Source organism: Streptodolium elevatio, from assembly GCF_053592165.1.
Map to the genome: position 1 here is coordinate 318,883 of NZ_JBSFVE010000004.1, position 25,259 is coordinate 344,141.

Sequence of the window (25,259 nt, forward strand, 5' to 3'; positions counted from 1 at the left end):
CGGTGGTGACCCAGGTGCGCTTCCTGTTCCGACGTATCGGCTTCTACGCGGTGACCGCGTGGGCGGCGATCACGATGAACTTCCTCATTCCCCGGCTCATGCCGGGGAGTCCCGAGAACACCGTCCTCTCCCGTTTCCAGGGCTCGGTGTCCCAAGAGCAAATCGACGCCGTGAAAGCCCAGTTGGGGGTGAGCGACGCAAGTCTGCTGTCCCAGTACGGGACCTATTGGAAGGACCTGCTCTCTGGCGATCTCGGCGTCTCCGTCTCGTACTTCCCCGGCGACGTCAGCGAGGTGATCGGCCAGGGGGTGTGGTGGACCGTCATCCTCATCGGCGTCGCGACGCTGATCAGCTTCGTGCTGGGCACCTTCCTCGGCGTCCTCGCCGCCTGGAAGCGCGGCTCGCGGCTGGACGCGCTGCTGCCGCTCACAACGTTCCTGTCCGCTGTCCCGTACTTCTGGATCGCCCTGGTCGCACTCAGCGTCCTCGGCGTCGAGATGGGGATGTTCCCGATCACCGGCGGCTACCGGCCCGAGCTCCAGGTGGGCTGGAGCGCGGAGTTCATCTCCAGCGCGCTCAGCCACTCGGTGCTCCCGGCCTTCACGATCATCGTCAGCTCCGTCGCCGGATGGCTGCTCGGCATGCGCAACATGATGCTGACGACCATCTCGGAAGACTACGTCCTGGTCGCGGAGGCCAAGGGGCTGCGCACCCGGCGCGTGATGCTCGCGTACGCGGCCCGCAACGCCCTCCTGCCGAACATCTCCGGCTTCGCGATGTCGCTCGGCTTCATCGTGAGCGGGTCGATCGTCACCGAGACCGTCTTCTCGTACCCCGGCATCGGGTTCCTGCTCTTCAACGCGGTGCTCAACAACGACTACCCGCTGATGCAGGGGATCTTCCTGATCATCACCCTCATGGTGCTGTTCGCCAACCTCATCGTGGACCTCTGCTACGTGGTCCTCGATCCGCGCATCCGACAGGAGGCCTGACCCATGGCGGCAACGGCCACCCTCGCGACCGCGGAGACGCAGCCGGCCCCCGCACGGGCCCGCCGCGGCATCCCGCTGCTGCGCTCCGGCAAGGCGGTCGCCGGACTGGTCATCTTCGGGACGTTCGTGCTCCTGGCCGTCATCGGCCCGTGGATCGCCCCGCACGACCCGTCGAAGACAGGCGGCCCAATCCTGCAATCCCCGTCCGGGGAACACCTGTTGGGGACCACGCAGTCGGGGCAGGACATCCTGTCGCAAGTGCTGGAGGGCGCGCGTACGTCGATGCTCGTCGGCCTGGTCGCGGCAACCTTCGCGACCGCCCTGGCCATCCTCATCGGTGTCACCGCGGGCTATGTCGGCGGCTGGGTGGACGACACCCTGTCGATGCTGACCAACATCTTCCTGGTCATCCCGGCACTCCCGCTGACCATCGTGCTGACCGGATACCTGGAAGGCGGCGGGTGGTTCCCGATCGCCGTGGTCATCAGCGTCACCGGCTGGGCCTTCGGCGCCCGCCTGCAACGCGCCCAGACCCTTTCGCTGCGCAACCGCGACTACATCAAGGCCGCGAAGGCGATCGGCGAACGCCCGTGGCGCATCGTCACCGTCGAACTGGTGCCGAACCTCGGCGCGATCATCATCTCCGGCTTCCTCTTCACGTTCATCTTCGCCATCCTCACCGAGGCCAGCCTGTCGTTCCTGGGCCTCGGCGACCTCGGCGGCACGTGGAGCTGGGGCACGACGCTCTACTGGGCGCAGAACTCCAGCGCCTTCACCACCGGCGCGTGGTGGTGGTACATCCCGCCCGGGCTGTGCATCGCACTCGTGGGCGCCAGCCTCTCGCTCGTCAACTTCGGTGCGGACGAACTCATGAACCCGCGCCTGTCCCCGGTGGCCAAGCGCGCGCGCAAGCGCCGCCGCCACGCCGCCGGCCCCGTTCTCGGCGCCGCGACCGGTGCGGCGGCCGGGGCCGACGGGCCCGTCCCGCCGGCCCGGGGCGACGCGCCGGTGCCCGCCTCCGCAGGAAAGGAACCGACGCCGTGATCGCGACCGAGATCACCGCCGCATCCGCGGCACCGGCCGACCGCCCGGCTCTCGGGCCCGAACCCCTGCTGGAGATCCGGGGCCTCACCGTCGACTACGGCGAGGGTCCGGGGGCCGTGCACGCGGTCGACAACGTGGACATCACCCTGCACCGGTCGGAAACCCTCGGTCTGGCCGGGGAGTCCGGGTCGGGCAAGTCGACGCTCGCCCATGCGGTCACCAGGCTGTTGCGGCCGCCGGGGGCGATCACCGGCGGCCAGGTTCTCTACCACCGCCGAGCCAAGGAGGGCGCCGCGGCCGGTGGACACGTGTCGGCTCCGGTCGACGTACTCGCCATGAACCGCGCCGAACTCCGGGCGTTCCGCTGGGAGGAGATCGCGATCGTCTTCCAGAGCGCGATGAACGCGCTCAATCCGGTGCACAATGTGGTCGCCCAGATCAGCGACACTCTGCGCGCCCACCGGCCGGGCATCACGATAACCGAATGCCGGGAGCGGGCGGCGCAGTTGCTGACGACCGTGGGGGTGCCGGCGGCACGGATGCGGGCCTACCCGCACGAACTCTCGGGCGGCATGCGGCAGCGCGTGATGATCGCGATGGCGCTGGCCCTTGACCCCGACGTGCTGGTGCTCGACGAGCCGACCACCGCGCTGGACGTCGTGGTGCAGCGCGATGTCCTCGCGGAACTCGTGCGGCTGCGCGAGGAGTTCGGGTTCGCCGTGCTGTTCATCACGCACGACCTGTCGCTGCTGCTCGAAGTGGCCGACCGGGTCGCGATCATGTACGCGGGGCGCCTCGTCGAGTCGGCGCCCGCCTACGAGATCTACCACGACCCCCAACACCCCTACACCAAGGGGCTCGTGGGGTCCTTCCCGCCGCTGCGCGGGCCACGCCGCGAACTGACGGGTATCGGGGGCTCGCCCCCGGACCTGCGCTCGCTGCCGCCCGGTTGCGCGTTCTCGCCACGCTGCGGCCACGCGTTCGACCGCTGCACGCGGGACGTTCCGCTGCTGCGGGTTCCCCCGGACGATCCCGAGCGCCTGGTCGCGTGCCACCTGGACGATCCGAACGGGAGCGCCGATGACAACCCCTGAGCGGAACACCCCGCAACTGGACGGACAGCCGGGCACCGCATCCGGAACAGGCCCCTCCCCGAACGGGCCGGTCCTGGAGGCCCGCGACATCTCCCGCCACTACCCGGTCCGGCACACCGGGCGCGACGGGCTCATCGGCCCGCGCCGCGTGGTGCACGCGGTCGACGACGTGTCGATCGCGCTGCACCGGGGGCGGATCACCGCGGTGGTCGGCGAGTCGGGCTCGGGCAAGTCGTCGATCGCCCGGGTGCTGGCACGCCTCGAGGCGCCCACGAAGGGCGAGTTGCGGCTCGACGGCCGGCCGGTGGGCAAGCCGCGGGGCCGGGCGTTCCGGGACTACCTCGGCCAGGTCCAGATGATCTTCCAGGACCCGTTCGCGTCCCTGAACCCGATCCACACGGTCGAGCACCACATCGCCCGGCCGCTCCGACTGCACGGCCCGCGGCGCACCAAGGCGGAACTGCACGACGAGGTGCTGGCACTGCTGGAACGTGTCAGCTTGACCCCCGCGGAACAGTTCGCCCGCAAACGCCCGCACGAACTGTCCGGCGGGCAGCGGCAGCGCGTCTCGATCGCCCGCGCGCTCGCGGTACGCCCCGAGGTGATCCTCGCCGACGAACCGGTGTCGATGCTCGACGTGTCGATCCGCCTCGGCGTGCTCAACCTGCTGCAGGGGCTCGGCCACGACGACGGGCTCGCGCTGCTCTACATCACCCACGACATCGCGTCGGCCCGGTACTTCGCCGACAGCGTCCAGGTGATGTACGCCGGGCGCCTGGTCGAGGGCGGCCCCGCCGAGGCGGTCACCCAGGAGCCGGCGCACCCGTACACCCGCCTGCTCATCGACTCGGCACCCGATCCGGACCGCCGGGACTCGTTGGCCGGCGCACGGGGCGAACGCCTCGGCGAGGCACCCGACCTCGCCGATCCACCCACCGGATGCCGCTTCCACCCGCGCTGCCCGCTGGCGATGCCGGTGTGCGCGGAGAAGGAGCCGCCCAAGTTCCCCGCGAAAGCCACCGGTTCCGCGGCCGCGGCCGGGACGGGGTCCGCGCCCGGGGCGGGGGCCGCGGGGGGCGCAGGGGGGACGGGGGCCGTCGGCGGTACGGGGGCCGTCGGCGGCGAGGAGCACTGGGCCGCGTGCTGGCTGCACGCCCCGGAGCAGGAACGGCACGACCAGCAGGACCAGCACCCGATGACGACCGGACGGCGGTGAGTGCTCGTGCTCAGATTCGGCAGGCCAGGCAGGCTCGGCGGAGCAGGCAGGACAGGCGGTTTCGCGGGGTTCGGCGGCATACGCCGCTCCCGGGCCGTGGTCCGGACCCTCGTGGGCGTGACGGCGCTCGCCCTCGCGGCGACCACCGCCGCGTGCAGTGACGAGAGCAGTTCGTCGGGTTCGACGATCCTGAACGTGGCGGGCGCTCCCACGGGTCCGTTGCAGCGCAACTTCAACCCGTTCCTGACGACGGGTCCGATGAACCTCATCGGCGGCGTCTCGATGATCAACGAGCCGCTGTTCATCCCGAGCGCCGTCGAAGTCGGCAAGACGACGCCCTGGCTGGCCAAGTCGTGGAAGTACTCGGCCGACGGCAAGGAGCTGACGCTCGACCTGCAGAGCGGCGTCAAGTGGAGCGACGGGCGGCCGTTCAGCGCCGAGGACGTCGTCTTCACCTTCAACATGCTGCAGAAGAACCCGGCGATGAACGTGTACGGCCTCGCCCTCGGCCCGGCGCGCGCCGAAGGCCCCGACAAGGTCGTCCTCACCTTCCCGGTGCCCGGCTTCACCCAGGAGGCGTTCATCGGTGCGACGTACATCGTGCCGAAGCACATCTGGGAGGCGGTGCCCGACCCGGCCGCCTTCACCAACGAGAACCCGGTGGGCACCGGGCCGTTCATGCTCGACACGTGGTCGCCGCAGGGCTATCTGCTGAAGAAGAACCCGGGTTACTGGCAGGCCGGGAAACCCAAGATCGACGGTCTGCGGTACGTCGTCTACAACTCCAACGTGAGTGCGAACCTCGCCTTGGCGCAAGGCGAGTTGGACTGGGCGGCGAACTTCGTCAACAACATCGAGAAGGAATACGTCGCCAACGACCCGGCCAACAACAAGTACTGGTTCCCGCCGGTCGCGCCGACGTTCCTGGGGATGAACCTGACGAAGCCGCAATACCAGAACACCGACGTGCGCAGGGCGATCAGCCTCGCCCTCGACCGCGAGAAGCTCGTCGAGGTCGCCGAGCAGAACCAGCAGCCGGCCAACACGACTCCGACCGGCCTCGTATTCCCGCAGCACGAGAGGTTCGTCGCCGCAAAGTACAAAGGCGTGACGCTCAAGCAGGACATCCCCGCGGCCAAGGCGCTGATGGAGAAGGCCGGTTACCGCATCGGCGGCGACGGATACGCCGTCGGCCCGGACGGCAAGCGGTTCACGATGACCCTGCTCACCTCGTCGGGGTTCACCGACATCATCACGATGTACCAGGTGATGACGGACCAGCTGAAGCAGATCGGCATCGAGGTCAAGGTCGAGACCAAGGCGACCAGCGAGTTCATCGCGAACCAGTTCGTGGGGAACTTCGACGCCTCCACCGTCGGTCCGCTGACCGGGGCGTTCACGCCGTTCCACGCCTACGAGCGCACGCTCGCCGGCTACCTGACGCAGGACATCGGCAAGCCGGCGTTCGCGAACCAGGTCCGGTGGAAGGACGCCAGGACCGACCAGCTCCTGCAGCAGTACGCCGCGACGCAGGACCCGGCCGCCCAGCAGGCCGCCCTGGACGGCATCCAGGACATCATGGTCGAACAGGTCCCGGTTATCCCGCTGTTCAACTTCGTCGCGTGGGCCGAGTACAACACCCGCAAGGTAATCGGCTGGCCCGACGCCGGGAACCCGTACGCCACGGCCACGCCCATCGGCCCCGGCTCGGTCCTCGTGGCCACCTCGCTGGAGCCGAAGGCCAAGTAGGGACCTGCACGGCGGCGCGCAGGGGCCGCCGCCGCGCACCGGAACGGCCGGCCGGGACCTTGAAGGGTCCCGACCGGCCGTTCGCCGTCTGTGCGGGCCGCGAGCGGCGTGCCCGGGCTACCTCAGCGGGCGCCCAGCGGCACGTAGTCGCGGATCGGCGTACCGGTGTAGACCTGGCGCGGGCGGCCGATCTTCGACGCCGGGTCGGCGATCATCTCGCGCCAGTGCGCGATCCAGCCCGGCAGGCGGCCGAGCGCGAACAGCACCGTGAACATCGACGTCGGGAAGCCCATCGCGCGGTAGATGAGGCCGGTGTAGAAGTCGACGTTCGGGTACAGCTTGCGGGACACGAAGTAGTCGTCCGACAGCGCGACTTCCTCGAGACGCATGGCGATGTCGAGGAGTTCGTCGCGCTTGCCGAGGCGGCTGAGCACGTCGTCGGCCGCCTTCTTGATGATGCGGGCACGCGGGTCGTGGTTCTTGTAGACCCGGTGGCCGAAGCCCATCAGACGGACGCCGTCCTCACGGTCCTTGACCTTGCGGACGAACGCGTCGACGTCGCCGCCGTTGGCCTTGATGCCGTCGAGCATCTCCAGCACGGACTGGTTGGCGCCGCCGTGCAGCGGACCCCACAGCGCGCTGATGCCCGCGGAAACCGACGCGAACAGGTTGGCGTGGCTGGAGCCGACCATGCGCACCGTGGACGTCGAGCAGTTCTGCTCGTGGTCGGCGTGCAGGATGAGCAGCTTGTCCAGCGCCGCGACGACGACCGGGTCCGCCTTGTACTCCTCGGACGGCACCGCAAAGGCGAGGCGCAGGAAGTTCTGCACGTAGTCGAGGGAGTTGTCCGGGTACAGGAGCGCCTGGCCGACCGACTTCTTGTACGCGTACGCCGCGATGGTCGGCAGCTTGGCGAGCAGCCTTATGGTCGAGATGTGGACCTGGCGCTCGTCGAACGGGTCGTGGCTGTCCTGGTAGAACGTCGACAGCGCGCTGACCACCGACGAGAGCATCGCCATCGGGTGGGCGTCGCGCGGGAATCCGTCGTAGAAGCGCTTGACGTCCTCGTGCAGCAGCGTGTGCTTGGTGACCTCGTCGCGGAATTCGTCGAGCTCCGACGGGGTGGGCAGCTCGCCGTAGATCAGCAGGTACGAGGTCTCCAGGAAGCTGCCCTGCTCGGCCAACTGCTCGATCGGGTAGCCGCGGTACCGCAGGATGCCTTCTTCGCCGTCGATGAAGGTGATCGCGGATTTACACGCGGCGGTGTTGACGAATCCGCCGTCGTACGTCACCAGACCGGTTTCGGCACGCAGCTTTCCGATGTCGATGGCGTTGTCGCCGATGGTCCCTGGGACCACCGGGTAGGTGTGTTCGTTCCCCTGATAGCGCAGTACTACCGAGTCCTCGCTCATGGCTGGTCCCCTACTTCTCGGCTCAGGCTCCGACACCCGTCCGGATCGTGTCCGGTCGGCCCCGGCTTTCGTGACATGTGTGCACCAGTACGAATAGCAGGCGCACAATGCCGCGCCGCAACCGGCTCCCAACTCGCGGATCAAACCGTGAGCCACATCACGTGACGGATCGTCACATGAGAATCATGCCCGGGTGGGCACCCGCATATCCCCTCGGAGCCGGGTCTACCTGCGCGGACCGCACGGTGGCGGTCCGACTCCCGCCCACGGTACGGGGTCGCCACAGGCCGGACCACTTGGGCCGAACGGGTTCCGCGGTGCACACGCAGTGTGACCGCGCGTGCCATCTCACGCCGCACGCAGGGGCGTTGTGAGATCGGGGGCCGGGGCGGGAACCGGCCGGGAGCACGTCGGAGGCATGGCGGCGGGCCGGGCCCGGGTCGGTGTGGGACGGGTCACGCCCGTCCCACAGGTCCACCGGGATCACTTCCGCACCGGCTCCAGCACGCCGGAGGTCAGGCCTTCCAGGAGCCCCGCGCCCAGGCGCGCACCGAAGTCCCCCACGCGGCTCAGTGCGGTGTTGAAGCGGTGCAGGGCGCGGAAGGTGGCCCCGTAGCTCCGCTGGACGTCCAGGGGCAGCAGGGGCACCTCGAAACGGCGCACGTCCAGGCGCACGATGCTGGAGCCGTACGTCGCCTGCCGCGTGTTCGCCGGGGCGGCCAGGAATCCGGCCAGGAACCACGCGTCGAGGACACCGGGGTCCGGGCGCAGCAGGTGCAGGTTGGGGCCGAGCAGCGCGCCCGCGTCGGCTGCCTCGGCCACGCGTACCGCGGTGCCCTCGGCGGTGAACACGGCGGGGATCACGACGTCGCCCGGCTCGATCCGGGTGCGCCGGTCGGATCCTGCGTCGCCGGGCGGCCACGAGCCGCTCGGGGCGGTCCCGGCGGTGACGTCGGCGGCGGTCAGGACGCGGTCGGCCGGGGCTCCGCCAGCGCCCGTGGCGGCGAATTCGGACTCGCCGCGGCCGGTGCGCACCGGCCCGCGGAACAGCGCCACACCGCCGCCGCGCGTCAGGTCGGCGATGGCGACGCGGCGCCAGGCCGGGGCGCCGGATCCCGCGCGGCGGGTGTCCGGGAGGAACTGCGGGACGGATTCGAGCGCGTCGGCGAGCGCGCCGCGCATGTCGGCGACGACGTCGGCGCTTTCCGTGCCGGCCGGGAGCGGCAGGTTGTGGGCCGGGGTGAGGTCGACGGCGTCGTCGAGGAGGTCGATGACGGGCACGGCCTTGCGTACGCCCGGGATTTCGGCGAGTGCGGCCGACTCGGCCGCGAAGGACCGCCAGGCGTCGACGGCGAGTTCGGACAGTGCCGTCCAGTCCGGGTCGCGGCGGGAGTCCGGGGCGTGGCCGGCCGCCTCGTTCGCGGCCGCCGAACGGGCCGGGCCCGGCCGCGGCGCGGCGGCGGCGGCCTCGTGCGCGGCGGTGTCTACAAACAGCACGTGCGAGGAGGCCATGCCGGGTCCGGGGCGGACGAGCAGCCAGATCTGCAGGGCCACTCCGGCCGGCGGCGCCGCGCCCGCGGGCAGGCCGACAACCGCGCGCAGGGCTCCGCTGCGCAGGAGTTCCGCCCTGATGCGGCGGCCCGATCCGCGTGAGGCGACGGCCGGCGGCATCAGGACGGCGACCGTGCCGCCGACCCGGGCGTGTGCCAGCGCGTGCTGGACCCAGGCGAGTTCACCCTCGGTCTTGGGCGGCAGGCCGTACTCCCAGCGCGGATCGTAGGCCAGTGCGTCGTGACCCCAGTTGCGTTCGTTGAACGGCGGGTTGCACAGGACGGCGTCGAACCGCACCACCGGCCAGGCGTCGTGCCGAAGCGCGTCGCCGACGGCCACCGAGGGCGCGGCCAAGGCGTCCGGACCGCGAACCGCGGCCGGATCGCCGCGGGTTGCCAGGAAGGCCAGGCGTACGGCGGCGAGCTGGGCCAGGCCCGCGTCCGGGTCCTGGCCGGCGACGGCCTCGGCGCCGTGGCCCGCGCGCCGGGCCGCGAGCAGCAGGTCTCCGGCGCCGCACGAGGGGTCGAGCACGGTACGGGCCGGTCCGAGCGCGGTGGCGAGTGCGGTCATGAGGGCGGCGGGGCCCGGCGGCGTGGCGGCGGCGGGGCGCGCGCCGGAGTCGGTGTAGCGGGCGTACAGCTCCTCGAACACCCGGGCGGAGCCCACCTCTTCAGCGCGGCGCGCGGCGTCGCGGAGCACCGCGGCGCGCGGTCCGCCGCGGGCCGGATCGGACGGCTCTCCGGCGCCGGGCCGCAGCAGGTGCTCGCCGACCTGGGCGAGCACAGCCGCGTGGTCCTCGTCGCCGGCCGCTTCGACCAGAGCACGCCACAACATCTCGTCGGGCGCCACTTCGGCGATCTTGCCCTGCTCGCGCAACCACCCCTCGACCTCGGCAAGGGAGAAGGTGGGGCTCGTCTCGGTGCCGCCGACCGGCTGCGGGAAGTCCGGGAACCTGCGCCGCCAGTTGCTGACCGCGGCACGGCCGACTCCCGCGATCCGGGCGATCTCGGCGGCGGTGACCTGGGGGCCTGGCATTCGCGGCGCCCTTTCGCTGGAGGGTCGTGAACTACACAGCGCGAGCCTACCCTGACGTATCGCCGCCCGGGCAGTTTGCCTGTTGACACTATTCACAGACGTTGTACATAGTGGCTACGTCATCAAGGAGCCAGTATGAAGTCCGTGGCCACACCGGCGTCGCGGGCACCGTCGGAGGAGAAGATCCGCATGTCGCACACCAAGGCCCGCAAGCGCGTCGGCGTCATGGTCGCGGTCGGTGTGGCCGCCCTGCTGGCCACCGCCTGCGAGAGCAAGGACGAGAAGAACGCCGACAAAGCGCCTGCCGCGGCCACCGCCGGCGCGACCGACGGCGCCGCGAAGCCGAGCGGCTCCGCGAAGGACGGCGGCGCCACCTCGGAGAAGCCGACCGACAAGCCGGCGGTCGGCGACAAGGGCAAGTACACCGCCGACCTCAAGGCGTACCTCGCGACCACCAAGCTCGGCGGCCATGTCGTGGAGGTCCGGGCCGACAAGCAGACCGGCTCCGACTACAACATCACCGTGAACACCGACCTCCCGCCGACCCAGGGCGCGACCGACGACGCCGCCGTCAAGGCCATGGCCATGGGCGAGAAGCTGACCAACGAGGCCCACCAGTGGGTCCAGGAGCACAACGACCTGAAGGTCGGCTACATCGAGGTGCTCGACAAGGAGAAGGGCACCGCGGGCAACGAGAACCTGGACAACAAGCCCAAGGACAAGGCCGCCAACGACGCGTACGCGCAGAAGGTCGCCGCGGGCGTCAAGGGCACGACGTACGGCTCCGCGGTCACCGCGGTCTTCGTCTACGCGGGCCCGTACGGCGGCGACGGCAAGGTCGTCATCAACTCCACGCTCCCGGCCGCCTCCGACGACGTGGACGCGGACCTCGCACGGATGGACAAGGCGCAGAAGCTGGCCACCGAAGCCAAGCAGTGGATCCAGGACAACGCGGGCGTCAAGGTCGACTACATCGAGGTCCTGGACAGCGAAAAGGGCGTCGCCGGCAACGAGATGCTCTGACCCGGCACTTCACGACGCGAGTCGGGGGGCCGAGTCGGGGGGCGGGTGCGCTGGGGGCGAGCCCGGGGCTGAGCCGGGGGGGCTGAGCCGGGATGGGTGCACTGGGGGGCTGAGCCAGGGTGGGTGCGCCGAGGGGGGCGAGCCCGGGGCTGAGCTGGGGGGCGAGCCCGGGATGGGTGCGCTTGGGGGAAACCCCGGGGCTGAGCTGAGGGGGGCTGAGCCCGAGATGGGGGCGCTGGGGGGGCTGAGCCGGGGTGGGTAAGCCTGGGGGGAAATGTGCCGCAGGCCGGCGTGGCGCGGGGTCGGGCGGCGTCACGCGCCGCTGGACTGCGGCGGCCCGTCCGGCAGATGGTCGCCGGGCCGCCCCGCACGCAGCAACTGCCGCCAGCGGACCGGGTCGTGGTCGGCGGCGGCGGTGGCCTCCACGAACTCCTCGACGGCCTTGGCGAATCCGGCGGGATCGTCGTGGTGCGGGAAGTGCCCGGAGTCGGGGAAGACCCGGAGCAGGCTGCCGGGCATGGCGGCGTGCGCGATGCGGGCGTGGGCGACGGGGATGACCGGGTCGAGCGCGCCCCACAGAATCAGCGTGGGCAGTCCCGCCGCCAGGTAGCTCCGGTCGAGCATCGTGATGACCTGGCCGCGGGCGTCGACCCCGGCCCGCAGCGTACGCAGGAATGCCTGGCGGGCGGTGGTGTCGGCCAGCGACTGGTACCGCCCGAGGACATAGTCGAAGTCCGCCCCGAGGCCCAGCCTGGTCCAGCCCGACAGGCGCCCGTCGCCCCACCGTCCGATCCCGCGCAGCAGCGGCACCAGCGCGCGGACCAGTCCGCGGACCGGCCCCGCGGTGGCGAGCGGCAGCGTCACCTCGGCCCCCGGCCCCGCCGCGAGGCGCAGCAGCGGGTGCACGTCGCGGCCGATGCCCGCGGTGCCGACCAGCACGAGGCGTTCGCAGCGCTCGGGGAACTGGTACGCGAACTGCATCGCCACCCCGCCGCCGAGCGAATGCCCCACGACCGTCACCCGCTCGATGTCCAGCACGCCGAGCAGGTCCCGCATGCCGCACGCGTACGCCGCCACCGCGTAGTCCGCCCGCGGATGCGCCGAACTCCCGTGCCCCAGCAGGTCCGGGGCGATCACGGTGTGCCGCCGGGCGAGTTCCGCGACGACGGGCAGCCAGGTCTCGGAGCTGTCGCCGATGCCGTGCACGAGCAGCAGCGGCGGCCCTTCGCCGGCGATGCGGTAGGCCCGCCGGTAGCCGTGCACCTCGCGGTACCGGAGCGGGATTTCGGCGCTGTCTCGCAGCGACGCGTCGGTGAGGGGGCCGATCAGCGTCTCCCCCACGGCAGGAACGGCTTGGCTCATGCGCGGCACCCCGCTTTCGCGCCCCTGTCCGGCAGGCCGAAGTCGCGGCCCGCAACCGGTGGTTCCGAAGGGGCCTGTGGGTCCAGTACCCCCGACCATGGTCCGACCGGCCGGTTTCGTGGACGCTTCCGACGTGTAAGGGCCGGGTGACGTCCCGTCATATCAGAGGCTGCGCCCCGGGATCGGCCGTCGGGCCGCCACCACGCGCTGCCGCTGACGGCCGCTACCGGGGGAGTTCGGCCACCAAAGCAGCTCGACTACGAACGGAACTCGGCTACCAGGGAAGTTCGGCGAGCGCGGGCGCGGCGTCGTCGCGCAGCACGGTCCCCTCGATCAGCCCGTAGGGCCGGTCCGCCGCGTGGTAGACCTCACCGGGGTTGTCCTGCCCGTACGGCGAGAGGTCGACCAGGAAGTGGTGCTTGTTCGGCAGCGCGAACCGTGCCTCGACAAGGCCGTTCTGCTCCGCGAGCACCGCCTCGCCCATCGCGTACAGGGTCTGCTGGAGCGCGAGGCTGTGCGTGTCGGCGAACACCCGCAGGAGCGTGGCCCGGGCCCGCGCGAACGACGCGCCCCAGTCGGCGGCCACGCCCGCGTGCCGCCAGCGCGCCTGGACCGAGGTCGCCAGAATGCGGTCGTCGGTCGGCCGGAGCGTGGTGTACCGGTCGGTGAGGAACCCGTGGAACTCCGAGCCGGTCGACTTCAGCACGGTGACGTCCTCCAGGCCCGACACGACCTGCGTGCCGTCGGGGCCGCACACCACCCCCGCGTACCGCGTGCCCGCCCCGCGTGACCACGCGTGCGGATGCGGCCCGTTCGCGGCGGTGATGCGCTCCCATGGGTAGGCATGGACGCGTACGCGTGCCGTGTGCACCGGCGCGTACGCGGCAACCAGGTGCCGGGCCAGCCGGAGCGCGAACTCCTCGATCTCGCCGACCGGCCACTCCCGTGCGAAGGAGTAGACGATGCCGCGCATGGTGTCCGTCGGCAGGACGTTCGCGTTGTCGCCGACCAGATGCGTCGCGGCGAGATCTCCCGACAGTGCGATCGACACGTTGAGATCGGTGATCTCGTGGCGTACGGCGTCCTCGCGGACGACGCGGACGAGCCGCACCTCCGCCTTGCCGTACCGGTTCGGCCCCAGCACGATTCCCATGCGGCCCGCCTCCTCGCGTTTCTCCGGATCATCCCCCGCCGCGCACTCCGGCCATGCCGACCCGCCCGTGCGTCGCGGCGGAAGCCCCGGATCGGTGCAACGCCCGCCCACCGGAGCCGGGAGCGCCCGGTCCGGAGCATCCCGGACGCTCCGTCACATCCCGGGCGCCGACCCGCGTCACAGCCTGGGAACAGCTGGTGCCTCCTGTGCGGCACCCTCTGCCGCGGCTTCCGGCCGACGGTAGGCTGCCGCTCATTCACCGGACCCCACCTGCGCGTTCGCGGGCATTGCGCGACGCGTGGCGCGGCAGGCAGGGGCCATGGAAGGTCGGTCGGCGGAGTACGGAGGGCGGGCAATGGAAGCGCTGAAGCCGGGCGACCCGGGGGTGGTGGGCCGGTACCGCCTGTCCGCGCGACTCGCGCAGGGACGGCTCGGAGCCGTCTTCCTCGGCAAGGCCAAGGACGGCGGCACGGTCGCGGTTCGCCTGGTGCGGCCCGACCTTGCGTCGGACCCGAAGTTCGTGGCGCGGTTCCACCGGACCGTCGCCGCCGTGCGCGAGGTCGACGGCCTGCACCTGGCCCATGTGCTGGACGCGGACGCCGAGGCGAAGTGGCTGGTCACCGAGTACGCCCCCGGGCTGCCGTTGGACGCCGCACTCCGCGAACACGGGGCGCTGCCGGAGGAGTCCGTACGCTCGCTGGGCACCGCGCTCGCCCGGGCCCTCGTCGCGGTGCACGAGGCCAAGGTGGTGCACCAGGGCCTCGGGACGGGCACCGTGACGCTCACCCAGGACGGCCCGCAGATCACCGACCTCGGACTGCCCGCCCTCCTCGGGGCGGACGCCGTCGGCGTGTTCCCGGCGCCGGAGCAGGCGACCGGCGGGTCCGTGTCGGCCGCGACCGACGTGTTCGCGCTGGCCGGGCTGTTGTGCCAGGCGGCGGGCGTGCACCCGTACGGCAAGGGCACTTCGGCGGAGTTGGCGCAGAAGGTGCTGCGTACGAACCCCGACCTCACGGGACTGCCCGAGGACCTGGCCGAGGTGCTGGCCCGCTGCCTCGCACGCCGTCCGGACGCCCGGCCGGCGGCGGCCGAACTGGTCGAACTCCTCGACGGCGCGGACGCCTCCGGCATCGCCTGGCTGCCCGAGGCACTGCGTGACGCGGTGACCACCGCCGCGCACAAGCCGCCGCCCAAGGCGGCGTCGAAGGCCCCCGCCAAGGCACCGGCGAAGGCGAAGGCCAAGAGCGGCGCGGCAAGCCCCCCGACCAAGGCGGCCGAAGCGGACGAGGCGCACGAGGCACCCGCCGCGGGCGGAGCGGCGGCTTCCGCCGGCGTTCCCCAGCAGGCCGCGGCCCCGGCCGCGCCCACGGTCCAGGTCCGCAAGCGCGAGGCGGGCAAGCCCGACGCGGCGACCTCCCCCGAAGCCGTGGATGCCGCCGAAGCCGCGAAGACCACCGTCGAGGCACCGCGCCGCGCCGCCGTGGCACAGGCCGCGGCCGCCTCGGCCGCCTCGGCCGACGATGCGGACACAGCCGAGGGCTCCGAGGCGGCGACCGTCGAGGTGCCCAAGCCGGCGGGCGGTGCGGCGCCCACGGTCCTCGCGGCACGTCGGCCGTCCACCCCCGCACAGCCGACCGACGCGGACACCGACCCGGACGGCGACACAACCGTGGAGGTGGACCGGGGAGCCGCCGCCGCGGGAGTCGCCGCACGCGCGGCCGCGGAGTCCGCGGTCGAAACCGTGCTCGCCGGCCAACCGCTCGACCGGCCGCGCCTGGTCAAGCCCCGGACCTCGGAACCCGGTACACCGGACGCCAGGCCGGCGGCGGCCTCCGCGGCACCCCCCGCGGCGCCCGCCGTTCCCACGCAGCGCGCTGACGCGGGTCCCCGGTGGAGCCCGGCGGAGGCTCCCGCGAGCGCGGCGTCCGCGGCCGCCGCGCCGACCGAACTGGCGCCGCGCCCGCCGGTGGCCGCCGCGTTCCCGCAGGCGGCCCCGGTCCAGGCCGCGCAGGTTCCGGCAGCCCGGGCCCACGCGCAGGCCCCGGAAATCCAGGCTCCGGCAGCTCAGGCCCCGGCGACCGCACAGCCGAAACGCCAGGCGAGCAACGCCGTCTGGTACGCCGTCATCGTGCTCGTCGGCCTGACCTCCGTCGGGCTCGCGGTCTACCGGCTGCTCGACAGCGAGTGGCGCGACCTGCAGAACCCCCTCATGGGACTCGTTCTGCCCGGCGTCTCCCTGGTGTTCGGCCTCGCCGGAATCGTCGTGCTGGCGCTGGCGGTGGCCCAGCGGCGGAAGACGCAGCAATCGACCTGACCGGGACGACGAGCCGGCGCGGTGTGCCTACGGGCTACATGACGTGGTCCCGTCGGCCCGCCCGCCGGTCGACGGCCGTATCGGTCACGGCCGTATCGGTCACGGCCGTATCGGTCACGGCCGTATCGGTCACGGCAGTTCGCCGGTCGGTGCCCTCACGGGCCTCGAAGAGCGCGTCGCCGTACTCACCGATCCACTGGGCCATCGCCACCAGGGGCCCGTCCACCAGCGATTCCCCCAGCACCGTCAGGCGGTACTCGACGCGGGGCGGGGCCTCGGCGTACGCCTGACGCGCAATCAGACCGGTGCCCAGCAAGCGGGTCAACGACTCCGTGAGCACCTTGTCGCTGATGCCGCCGATGGCGGAGCGCAGTTCGCCGCGTCGCCTCGGCCCCGAGCGGAGCGCCGCCAGGACCACCGGATCCCACGTGTGGGCGAACAGCTCGGTGGCGGCACGCAGACGGCAGTCGGCGACAAAGCCGTGCGCCGCGGAGTCACTTGTCACGCCCCCATGGTCCCCCACGCGTTACGTACCGTTCGGTGCGGAACGAGTTGCCTACCGTGAGTGCGCCCGACAACACTCACGAGTTTGGAGCGACCATGCGCATCGGGATATTGGGGACCGGAACACTCGCCACGGCGCTGGGCGAGGGCTGGGCCGGCGCCGGGCACGAGGTGGTGATCGGCGGGCGATCGGCCGCCAAGGCGGAGAAGGCCGCCGACCGGCTGGGACGCACGGCGCGCGCCGCCGCACCGCGCGACGTCGTCGCGGGGGCGGACGCGGTGCTGCTCGCCGTCTCCTGGGACGGCGCCGAGGAGATGCTGCGGACCGCGGGCGCCGGCGACGGTTCGCTGCGCGGCACCGCGCTCGTGGACCCCACGAACGCGGTGCGCCACGGCGTCGGCGTGCTGCTCACCGAACCCGGGGAGGCCATGGCACACCGGATCGCGCGGGCGGCTCCCGGGGCGCACGTCGTCAAGGCGTTCCACCTCTTCCCCGCCGCGCAGTGGACGCGGGCACGTGGTGTCGGCGAACCCCCGGCGACGGTGCCGATGTGCGGCGACGACCCGGAGGCGCTGCGCGTGGTCGGCGAACTCGTACGCGCGGTCGGCGGCTCACCGGCGGTCCTCGGCCCACTGGACCGGGTCCGTCAACTCGAAGAGGTCGCGGGCTTCACCATCGGGCTGGCGTTTGCGGGCGTGGACCCCAACAGCGCGATCCCGCGCCTCGGGTAGCGCGCGGGGTCGGCGCGGATCGGCTCAGGTCGGCTCAGGTCGATGCGGGGTCAGCGCATCACCACCGCGCTCTGCATCTCGCTCTGCACGAACGTCGTCAGCGCGACGCCGTGCAGCCCGCCCAGTCCCCCGCACACGACGGGGACGAACTGGTCGGGCCGCTCGGCCAGCGCGACCCGGCCCTTGTCGTCCACGCGGTCCTTGGCGGCCAGGATTTCGGCGTTCGCGGGGCGGAAGGCGTCGATCGGCTGCCAGGCGTGCTCCCACACGTACGTCTGGAAGTCCTCCGCCTCCGGGAACGCCGCGCCGAGGCGGCGGGCCCACATCGGATTGAGCAGCAGCACGATCTGTCCGCTGCTGCCGGTCAGTTCGAGGAACCAGTTGTTGAGCGGGAAGGCCACGGTCTTGGCGACCGCGTACGCGAGGTCGCGGGGGTCGTCGTTGTTGACGTCGGCGAACGGGAAGACGCCCTTGCCGCCGTGCACGGTGACGACCTCGGCGTCCGGGGACAGTCCGCGGCGGGCGGCCAGCGAAGGCCACGGCGAACGCTCCTCCCACTCGCCGAAGCACAGTCCCGTGCGGGCGGGTTGGCCGAAGACCGTACGCGAGGTCACGCCCGCGCGCTGGCCGCCGATGTTCCGCAGGCACAGGGCCACGGCGCGGCCGATGGTCATGGATCCGCGCCCGGCCGCGCCGCCGAGGCAGCCGGCCCGGTAGTCGATGCGCAGTTCGTCGCGCTCGGGGCCGTTGACGATGAGCATCGGGCAGACGCTCGACGTCGTCGTGGTCAGTGCCACCGCGTTCCACTCGGGGACGAGCATGGCCTCCAGGGCGGCCAGCACGTAGGGGAAGGCATGCGGTTCGACACCGGCCAAGGCGGCGTTGACCGCCACCAGTTCGACCCGGGCCAGGCCGAAGCGCGGTGGGAGCGCGCCGAGCACGTGGTCCCCGGGATACGGCGTCGCGGCGAGCAGCGCCCGCACCCGGTCGTCGGTGGCGGCGAGGACGGGCGCCCCGTCGCCCCAACCCCCGTGCAGGGAGGCCTCGTAGAGGGCGTGCCCGCCGTCGTCGTCCACTTCCAGGACCTCGGCGGTCAGCTCGTACTTCCCGGTGCCGCGCCCCGAGCCCACCCCTTTGTCCCTGCCCTTGCCCTTGGCCTTGGACTTGACCTTCGACTTGTCCTTGGCCCTGTCCTTCGCTCTGCTCGCTCTGCCGGATTCTTTGTCCTTGCCCGCTTTGCGGTCGCCCTTCGCGTTCACCTTGTCGCTCCCAGGAGTTCCACGAACCTCGGGTAGTACTCGGCGGCGATGCCGCGCAGTTCGTCCGTAGGCCGGGCCTCCAGCGGGTACGGCAGGACGAGGATCTTGAGGCTGGGATGGCCCAGGTACGACGCCATGTTCCGGGCGTGGGTCTCGAACTCGCTGCACACCGCGGCCACGGCCGGCCTGCGCAGACGCTCCAGCGCCACGGCGTCGCTCACGCTGTTGGACGTACACGAGCCGCACGTGCCGAGCCCGGACACACCGCAGTCGACGCTCTCGGCCCAGGCCGCGACGTCCTTGCGGGTGCGCTCCCCCTCGTCGCCGACACGGCCTTTCGCCAGCAGCACGGACGGTTCGGCGCCGTCGTCCCGCAGGTAGCGCTGCCACTCGTCGACGATGGTGATCCAGGAGCGCCACGAACCCTCGTGGCGCAGGCCCACGGTCCGGCCGCGCAGCGGTCCGTCGACGGTGAACGACGGCGCGCCCACGTCGGACGGCGGTCGGGCGACCGGCAGGCGTACCCGTAGTTTCGGGCGCGGCGACGGGATGATCCCCATGGTTCCCCCTCCGGAGGATTCGGCAGAGAGGCGTCCGAGACGGGGACGCCTCAGGTGTGCCCGGCCGGGGCTGAGCTGCCCACTCAGGGTTCGGCCGTGTCCGGCTTGCGCCGGGGGTCGTGCAGGACGAGCTCGAACTCCTCTGCGAGGTCGCGGCGCAGGACGTCCGCCACCACCTCGGCGAGCCGGTCCGGCGGCAGGATGCACTCCGCGCAGCCCACGCCGTCCAGTTCCAGGCGCAGTTCGACGAGCGCGGTGCGGGGGTCGGCGCGGACCAGGACGAGGTCGGCGCCGTCCGCGCGCAAGGGCCGGCGAAGCTCCTCGACGGCGGCGGTCACGGTGCCCTGGTCCATCGCTCCTCCGGTGCTGCCGTATCGCCGTACCGCGCGCCGCTCCACACACCGGTTCGTTGGCGTTCCCGTGTCGCGGCGGCGGACTGATCTTGCCCACATGCCATACGTAGCACGGGAATTGACGGCCCGTCGACCTATCGGGACACAGTCCGCGAACTTCCGGTGAATCGGATCGCCGGGGATTCCGCACGGTATTCGGCACGGTACGCCGCGCGGTCGGCCCGCCGCCAGGCCGCTACGCCTCCACCCCGAACTCCGCGAGGACTTCGGCCGTGTGTTCGCCGACGGCGGGCCCCGGTGCGCCGATTCGGCCCGGGGTCGCGGAGAGGCGCGGTGCCGGCGCGGGCATCAGGACGTCCCCCGCCTCCGGGGTCGCGACCGTACGCAGGTTCTCCCGCGCCGCGACGTGCGGGTCGGCGAGCAGTGCCGCCAGGTCGTTGACGGGGGCGACGGGGATGCGCGCGGCGACGAGCGCCGCCACGACGTCGGCCCGGTCGCGGCCGACAACCCACGCGGCCAGCAGCGCGTCGAGTTCGTCGGCCGCCGCGAGCCGGGCCCCGGAGGTGCCGAATCGTTCGTGGTCCTCGGCGCTGTCGCGGCCGATCACCCCGAGGACGCGGGCGACCTGGCGGTCGGTGGTCCCGGAGACGACGACCCAGTGGCCGTCCCGGGTGCGGTAGACGTTCCGCGGCACTCCGCCCGCCACGCGGCTTCCGGTACGCGCGGGGGCCGCGGCGCCGGGGTCCCACCCCGCGATGGTGGGGCCGAGCAGGCCGAGCACCGGCTCGTACATGCTGACGTCGACATGCTGTCCGCCGCCGCCCAGCACCTCCCGGTTGCGGCACGCCAGCAGGACCCCGATGACCCCGGAGAGCGCGGTGAGGCTGTCGCCGAGCGGCAGCGAGGGCAGCGTCGGCGGTCCGTCGGCCGCACCTGTGAGGTGGGTGAGCCCCGCGAACCCCTCCGCGAGCGAGCCGTTGCCGAAGCGGTCCGCGTACGGGCCGTCCGTGCCGTAGCAACTGACGCTCACCACCACGAGATCCGGGTTCTGCGCGTGCAGCGAAGCACGGTCGGCCCCCCAACGCCGCAGCACCGGTTCCGGGTGGTTCGCGACGACGACGTCGACACCCGCGGCCAGTCCGCGCAGGGCCCGGGCACCCTCCGGGGTGTCCAGGTCGAGGACGACCGACCGTTTGTTGCGGTTGACGTACGGCCACAGCATCGACCGCCCGTCGCGCTGCGCGCCGATGCGCCGCAGCGGATCCCCGCCCGGCGGCTCCCACTTGACGACGTCCGCGCCGAAGTCGCCGAGGACCGCCGCGATTTGCGGTGCCGCCAGCAGTGTGGACAGGTCCAGGACCCGCAGTCCAGCGAGTGCCCCCGGGTTCGTTGCCGGCACGCCGCGTCCCTCCGCTCCCTCGCGCCCCGCACTCCGCCGACCGGGTCAGCGCAGGCGGCCGACGCCTCCGTAGTGCAGGATCAGCCGCAGTTCCTCGTCGGTGGGGCCGTCGCCGTCCGGGCGCCACAGCGGCAGGCGGACGATCCCCGGCTCCACCAGGTCGAAGCCCTCGAAGAACGCGGCGATCTCGGCGTGCGTGCGGCCGGTGACGCCCGCGGAGGCGTTCTTGTAGACCTCGACGGCCGCGTCGCCGAGGTCGTCGTCCACGAAGTCGCCGGTGCCGTGCGTCATCAGCATGTACGAGCCCGGCACCATCGCCTCGCGCAGCACCGCGATGATGCGCTCGGGGTCGTCCTCCGGCCCGATGAAGTGCATGATCGCCAGCAGGTTGAGGCACACCGGGCTGTCGAAGTCGATGACGTCGCGCACCTCGGGCGACGCCAGGATTTTCTCCGGCTCGCGCAGGTCGCCCTGGCTGAACGAGGTGCGCCCCCGCCCGTCGGACGACATCAGCGCGCGGGCGTGGGCCAGCACGATGGGGTCGTTGTCGACATACGCGACGCGCGCCTCGGGCAGCACCGCCTGCGCGACCTCGTGGGTGTTTCCCGAGGTCGGGATGCCGGTCCCGATGTCGAGGAACTGCCGTACGCCCGCCCGCGCGACGTGCCGCACCGCCCGGCCCAGGAAGGCCCGGTTGGCGAGCGAGGTCTCGACGATGCCGGGCATGATGCCGATGATGCGGTCGCCCGCGGCGCGGTCGGCGGCGAAGTTCGTCTTGCCGCCGAGGAAGTAGTCGTACATCCGGGCGGTGTGCGGCGTGGACGTGTCGATGCCGGGCGGGGCGTACGTCTCGATCTCGTCGCCGCGCGGCAGACGCCACGCGGCGGCGTCGTCGCGGTCCTCTGGCGTCATCGCGCGTCTCCCGGTCCCGTGCGGTGTGGTGTGCTGCGGTGTGGTGAGCGGCAGTCAGTTCTTGACGGCGACAGCCCCGAACACCGTGGTGTCCTCGAGCTCTTGCGGAGTCTGCTCCGGCGCGTCCGGCCCCGGGCGCCACTGCGACACACGGACCAGGCCCGGTTCGACCGGGGTGAACCCGTCGAGCAGCCCGGCGATCTCCTCGTGGGTGCGGGGCACGACGGGCGCGCTCGCGCGGTCGTAGACCGCCTCCGCGATGCGCTTCAACTCTTCGGTCTTGTACGTGACATGACTGAGGATCAGCACACTGCCGGGGACGAGCGCAGCGCTCAGCCGGGCGACGATGCCCGCCGGGTCCTCGTTGTCCCGTACGAAGTGCAGCACCATCGCGAGCACGAGCGCCACCGGCTGCCCGAAGTCGATGACGTCGCGCACCTCGGGCGAGCCCACGATCTTCTCCGGGTCGCGGAGGTCGGCCTGCACGAACGTGGTGCGGCCGCGCGGGTCACCGGTGATCAGCGCACGGGCGTGAGCCAGCACGATGGGGTCGTTGTCGACGTACGCGACGCGCGCCTCGGGATACACCGACTGGGCGATCTCGTGGATGTTCCCCTCGGCGGGGATCCCGGTGCCGATGTCGAGGAACTGGCCGATGCCGTGCTCGGTGGCGGCGCAACGCACCGCGCGGGCCAGGAAGTCGCGGTTGGCGCGGACCACGTGCCGGGCCTCGGGCGCCACGTCGAGGATGAGTTCGGCGGCCTGACGGTCGGCGGCGAAGTTGTTCTTGCCGCCGAGGAAGTAGTCGTACATACGCGCGGGATGGGCGGTGGAAGTGTCGATGCCCTGGGGAACGTGGGTCTCGACTTCATCCCCTCGTGGCAGGCGCCACGGCTCCGATTCCCGCTGCGTCACGGCTTATCACTCCCGCCCGTACGTCCTGAGCCGCACGTCCCCGAGAGCTTACCGGGTGCCCTGCGGCGATAGTGATCCAACCCTGCGGCGCAACCGGTGCTTCAGGCTGGACTGCCCTGGTCTGTCCGGTAATTCCGCTGCGTTGGAGTGCGGGAAACCCCTCGAATCGGCGCCACGGGTGGATCGTGTGACGCCGCGTGCGGACCATGGGATCCGTCGGGGGGCGCGAACGCGGTGTCGGGGGGGCGGGGTCTTATGCGAACGACCGGGATGCGGCGAGCAGTTCTCGCCTTGTTGGTTCCGCTGGTCGTGGCGGTGGCCGCGTGCTCCCCGGGGGACCGCCGGGTGGCTCCGGTGGTGCTGTCGTCGCCGTCGCTGGTACCGGCCGCGTGGCCCGCGACGGACGCCGACTACCCGGCGGCGTCAGGGGCCGCCGCGTGCGACCCGCGCGAAAGCCTGACCCCGCTCTCGACACTCCCGAAACCCGGGAACATGCCGCCGGGTTCGACGATGGAGCGAATCCGGAGGGACCAGCGGCTGAGGGTCGGGGTCGACCAGAACACGATGTTCTTCGCGTCGATCGACAGGCTGTCCAAGGAGAACGTCGGCTTCGACATCGACATGGCCGAGGCGGTCGGCCTGGCCATCTTCGGCGAGCCGGGCCACGTGGACTACCAGGTGATCACGCAGGCGCAGCGCATCCCCATGCTCCAGCAGGGCAAGGTCGACCTGGTGGTGGACACCATGACGATCACCTGCGACCGCAAGACGCAGGTCTCGTTCAGCGGCAACTACTACGACGACGGACAGCGGATCCTGGTGCCGCGCGACTCGCCCGCGCAGAACATCGCGGGACTGGCCGGGCAGCGGGTGTGCACGGCGCGCGTGACGACGTCGATCGTGACGCTGCGGAACTCGGGCGTGCTGCCGTACGCGGTCGACAACTGGACCGACTGCCTTGTCGCCCTTCAGCGCGGCGAGGTGGACGCGATCTCCACGACGGGTGCCCTGCTGGCCGGCCTCAAGGCGCAGGACGTCGACACCGAGATCCGGGGCCCGCGCTTCACCGACGAGCCACACGGGATGGCCGTACCGCTGGGACAGGACGACTTCGTACGCTTCCTGAACCGGTTGTTGGCCGACATGATCGAGGACGGCCGCTGGCAGGCGATGTACGACCGCTGGCTCGCGGTCCCCCTCGCCGATCCCGCGAACCCCGACCCGGAGCCGCCGGTGACCCGCTACCGGGATTGATCCGTCCCGGCCCTGTCTTGCCGCGTGCGCCGCAGGGCAGCACCTGAGAATGAGCCCCATGGACGATCTCGCGACGCGCACCGCCGCCGGGCCGACGGCGTCGGAGCGCGAAAAGGCACGCGGAGTGCGCCGCATGAAGGCGATCGCGGTCGGTTTCCTGGTCTTCGCCACCATTGTCTTCGCGGCCACGCGCTGGCTGGAGTCGCGCGGCGCCGGGCCCTGGGCGGGGTACGTGCAGGCCGCCGCGGAGGCCGGCATGGTCGGCGCGATGGCCGACTGGTTCGCGGTCACGGCGCTGTTCCGCCGCCCGCTCGGCCTGCCGATCCCGCACACCGCGATCATCCCGACGCGCAAGGACGCGCTGGGCGACAGCCTCGGCGAGTTCGTCGGCGACAACTTCCTGTCCGACACGGTCGTGCGCGGCCGGCTCGCCCAGATGGACGTCTCGCGCCGCTTCGGCGCGTGGCTGGCCGACGAGGGCCACGCCGAACGGGTGACCGAGGAACTGGCCGCGCTGGCCCGCGCGGCGCTCACCATCCTGCGCGACGAGGACGTGCAGACCGTCTTCGGCCAGGCCATCACCCGCCGGGTCTCGGCGCGGCAGGTCGCGCAGCCCGTCGGGGCGCTGCTCGGCCGCGTGGTGGCGGACGGCGGGCACCACGGGCTGGTCGACCTGGTCACCGACAAGGCGTACGCCTGGCTGGTCGACAACCGCGAGGCGGTCCTGCGGGTCGTCGCGGAGGAGTCGCCCGGCTGGTCGCCGCGCTTCCTGGACCGCACGGTGGCCAACAAAGTGCACCGCGAACTGGTGCGCTTCGCGGGGGCGGTACGCGACGACCGCGACCACCCGGCGCGGGCCGCGGTCGACGCGTTCCTCGCCGACACGGCCGAGGACATGCAGCACGATCCGCGCATGATCGCGCAGATCGAGGGCCTGCGGGACCGTACGCTCGCGCACCCGCAGATCCAGGACCTGATCGCGTCGGTGTGGAGTGCGGCGCGCGCGATGCTGGTGGAGGCGACCGAGGACCCGGACAGCGAGCTGCGGGCGCGCAGCGCCAAGGCGGTCCGGGCGTTCGGGACGAAGCTGGCGGAGGACCCGCGCATGCGGGCGAAGGTCGACACGTGGCTGGCGGACGGGGCGGCGTACGTGGTGACGAACTACCAGGCGGAGATCACCGCGCTGATCAGCGACACCGTGCACGCGTGGGACCCGGCCGAGACGTCCGCCAAGATCGAGCTGCACGTCGGCCGGGACCTTCAGTTCATCCGCATCAACGGCACCGTCGTAGGCGCGCTGGTAGGGCTGGTGATCCACACTCTCGCCGAACTGGCGGGATGAACGCGGGCATCGCGTCGGGGGACCTGCTGTTCCTCCCCGACGCGGCGTCCCGGGCTGCGACACGCCGACGCGCGCGTCCCTGGC

At 72.0% G+C, this 25,259-nt stretch carries 20 protein-coding genes and 1 pseudogene; 10 read left to right on the top strand and 11 right to left on the bottom strand.

The features are described 5' to 3' along the window. The first annotated feature begins 14 nt into the window (after positions 1-14). From ACWD12_RS11175 to ACWD12_RS11195, 5 genes are all read left to right on the top strand, one after another. On the top strand, positions 15-992 hold the full coding sequence (locus ACWD12_RS11175) for an ABC transporter permease (protein WP_450099382.1): 978 nt from the start codon (positions 15-17) through the stop codon (positions 990-992). 3 nt (positions 993-995) lie between these two features. Further along, complete coding sequence (locus ACWD12_RS11180) at positions 996-2,036, top strand: ABC transporter permease (protein WP_450099294.1); 1,041 nt, start codon at positions 996-998, stop codon at positions 2,034-2,036. Continuing rightward, positions 2,036-3,130, top strand: coding sequence for an ABC transporter ATP-binding protein (locus tag ACWD12_RS11185; RefSeq protein WP_450099383.1), 1,095 nt, complete (start codon positions 2,036-2,038; stop codon positions 3,128-3,130). Before ACWD12_RS11180 ends, ACWD12_RS11185 begins: the two co-directional genes overlap by 1 nt. Continuing rightward, a complete protein-coding gene (locus tag ACWD12_RS11190; protein WP_450099295.1) occupies positions 3,117-4,346 on the top strand; it encodes an ABC transporter ATP-binding protein in 1,230 nt (409 codons plus the stop codon). Before ACWD12_RS11185 ends, ACWD12_RS11190 begins: the two co-directional genes overlap by 14 nt. 117 nt (positions 4,347-4,463) lie before the next feature. Then, on the top strand, positions 4,464-6,095 hold the full coding sequence (locus ACWD12_RS11195; RefSeq protein ID WP_450099296.1) for an ABC transporter substrate-binding protein: 1,632 nt from the start codon (positions 4,464-4,466) through the stop codon (positions 6,093-6,095). Positions 6,096-6,217: 122 nt separating this feature from the next. On the opposite strand, the gene ACWD12_RS11200 is transcribed toward ACWD12_RS11195, so the two are convergent. Beyond that, the gene (locus ACWD12_RS11200) at positions 6,218-7,507 is read right to left on the bottom strand and encodes a citrate synthase (protein WP_358347792.1); all 1,290 of its coding nucleotides are present in this window, start codon (positions 7,505-7,507) and stop codon (positions 6,218-6,220) included. A gap of 483 nt (positions 7,508-7,990) precedes the next feature. Continuing rightward, on the bottom strand, positions 7,991-10,093 hold the full coding sequence (locus ACWD12_RS11205) for an N-6 DNA methylase (protein WP_450099297.1): 2,103 nt from the start codon (positions 10,091-10,093) through the stop codon (positions 7,991-7,993). A 135-nt stretch (positions 10,094-10,228) separates the two neighbouring features. Between ACWD12_RS11205 and ACWD12_RS11210 the strand changes: the two genes are divergently transcribed. Further along, positions 10,229-11,116, top strand: coding sequence for a hypothetical protein (locus ACWD12_RS11210; RefSeq protein ID WP_450099298.1), 888 nt, complete (start codon positions 10,229-10,231; stop codon positions 11,114-11,116). Positions 11,117-11,428: 312 nt separating this feature from the next. Here ACWD12_RS11210 and ACWD12_RS11215 read toward each other — a convergent pair whose 3' ends face one another. Beyond that, positions 11,429-12,478 carry an alpha/beta fold hydrolase gene (locus ACWD12_RS11215; protein WP_358347801.1) on the bottom strand — a complete coding sequence of 350 codons (1,050 nt, stop codon included), beginning with the start codon at positions 12,476-12,478 and terminating at the stop codon, positions 11,429-11,431. Between the two features lie 274 nt (positions 12,479-12,752). Further along, positions 12,753-13,631 (bottom strand): factor-independent urate hydroxylase, encoded by an 879-nt coding sequence (gene pucL, locus ACWD12_RS11220; RefSeq protein WP_358347804.1) that lies wholly within the window; start codon positions 13,629-13,631, stop codon positions 12,753-12,755. Positions 13,632-13,986: 355 nt separating this feature from the next. Between pucL and ACWD12_RS11225 the strand changes: the two genes are divergently transcribed. Beyond that, positions 13,987-15,945: a protein kinase domain-containing protein gene (locus ACWD12_RS11225; protein WP_450099299.1), complete on the top strand. Its 1,959-nt coding sequence runs from the start codon at positions 13,987-13,989 to the stop codon at positions 15,943-15,945. Positions 15,946-16,072: 127 nt separating this feature from the next. Here the strand turns inward: ACWD12_RS11225 and ACWD12_RS11230 are convergent. Then, a pseudogene (locus ACWD12_RS11230) lies at positions 16,073-16,468 on the bottom strand (winged helix-turn-helix transcriptional regulator); the annotation flags it as partial. Positions 16,469-16,545: 77 nt separating this feature from the next. Here ACWD12_RS11230 and ACWD12_RS11235 point away from each other — a divergent pair. Beyond that, on the top strand, positions 16,546-17,181 hold the full coding sequence (locus ACWD12_RS11235) for an NADPH-dependent F420 reductase (RefSeq protein ID WP_450099300.1): 636 nt from the start codon (positions 16,546-16,548) through the stop codon (positions 17,179-17,181). 50 nt (positions 17,182-17,231) lie between these two features. Here the strand turns inward: ACWD12_RS11235 and ACWD12_RS11240 are convergent, their stop codons facing one another. The 6 genes from ACWD12_RS11240 to ACWD12_RS11265 form a co-directional block, all read right to left on the bottom strand. Further along, positions 17,232-18,440: a hypothetical protein gene (locus ACWD12_RS11240; protein ID WP_450099301.1), complete on the bottom strand. Its 1,209-nt coding sequence runs from the start codon at positions 18,438-18,440 to the stop codon at positions 17,232-17,234. Next, entirely contained in the window at positions 18,437-19,000 is a 564-nt protein-coding gene (locus ACWD12_RS11245) for a UGSC family (seleno)protein (protein WP_450099302.1), read from the bottom strand. Before ACWD12_RS11245 ends, ACWD12_RS11240 begins: the two co-directional genes overlap by 4 nt. 83 nt (positions 19,001-19,083) lie before the next feature. After that, positions 19,084-19,353 carry a hypothetical protein gene (locus ACWD12_RS11250; protein WP_358347819.1) on the bottom strand — a complete coding sequence of 90 codons (270 nt, stop codon included), beginning with the start codon at positions 19,351-19,353 and terminating at the stop codon, positions 19,084-19,086. A 235-nt stretch (positions 19,354-19,588) separates the two neighbouring features. Next, the gene (locus ACWD12_RS11255; protein ID WP_450099303.1) at positions 19,589-20,752 is read right to left on the bottom strand and encodes a CaiB/BaiF CoA transferase family protein; all 1,164 of its coding nucleotides are present in this window, start codon (positions 20,750-20,752) and stop codon (positions 19,589-19,591) included. Between the two features lie 45 nt (positions 20,753-20,797). Then, on the bottom strand, positions 20,798-21,664 hold the full coding sequence (locus ACWD12_RS11260) for an SAM-dependent methyltransferase (protein WP_450099304.1): 867 nt from the start codon (positions 21,662-21,664) through the stop codon (positions 20,798-20,800). Positions 21,665-21,718: 54 nt separating this feature from the next. Then, the gene (locus tag ACWD12_RS11265) at positions 21,719-22,579 is read right to left on the bottom strand and encodes an SAM-dependent methyltransferase (protein ID WP_358347827.1); all 861 of its coding nucleotides are present in this window, start codon (positions 22,577-22,579) and stop codon (positions 21,719-21,721) included. Between the two features lie 291 nt (positions 22,580-22,870). Here ACWD12_RS11265 and ACWD12_RS11270 point away from each other — a divergent pair, with 291 nt between their 5' ends. Together ACWD12_RS11270 and ACWD12_RS11275 are read left to right on the top strand one after the other, a co-directional pair. Next, positions 22,871-23,833: a glutamate ABC transporter substrate-binding protein gene (locus ACWD12_RS11270; RefSeq protein ID WP_358347829.1), complete on the top strand. Its 963-nt coding sequence runs from the start codon at positions 22,871-22,873 to the stop codon at positions 23,831-23,833. 58 nt (positions 23,834-23,891) lie between these two features. Further along, positions 23,892-25,175, top strand: a complete 1,284-nt coding sequence (locus tag ACWD12_RS11275) for a DUF445 domain-containing protein (RefSeq protein ID WP_450099305.1) — start codon at positions 23,892-23,894, stop codon at positions 25,173-25,175. Positions 25,176-25,259 lie beyond the last annotated feature (84 nt).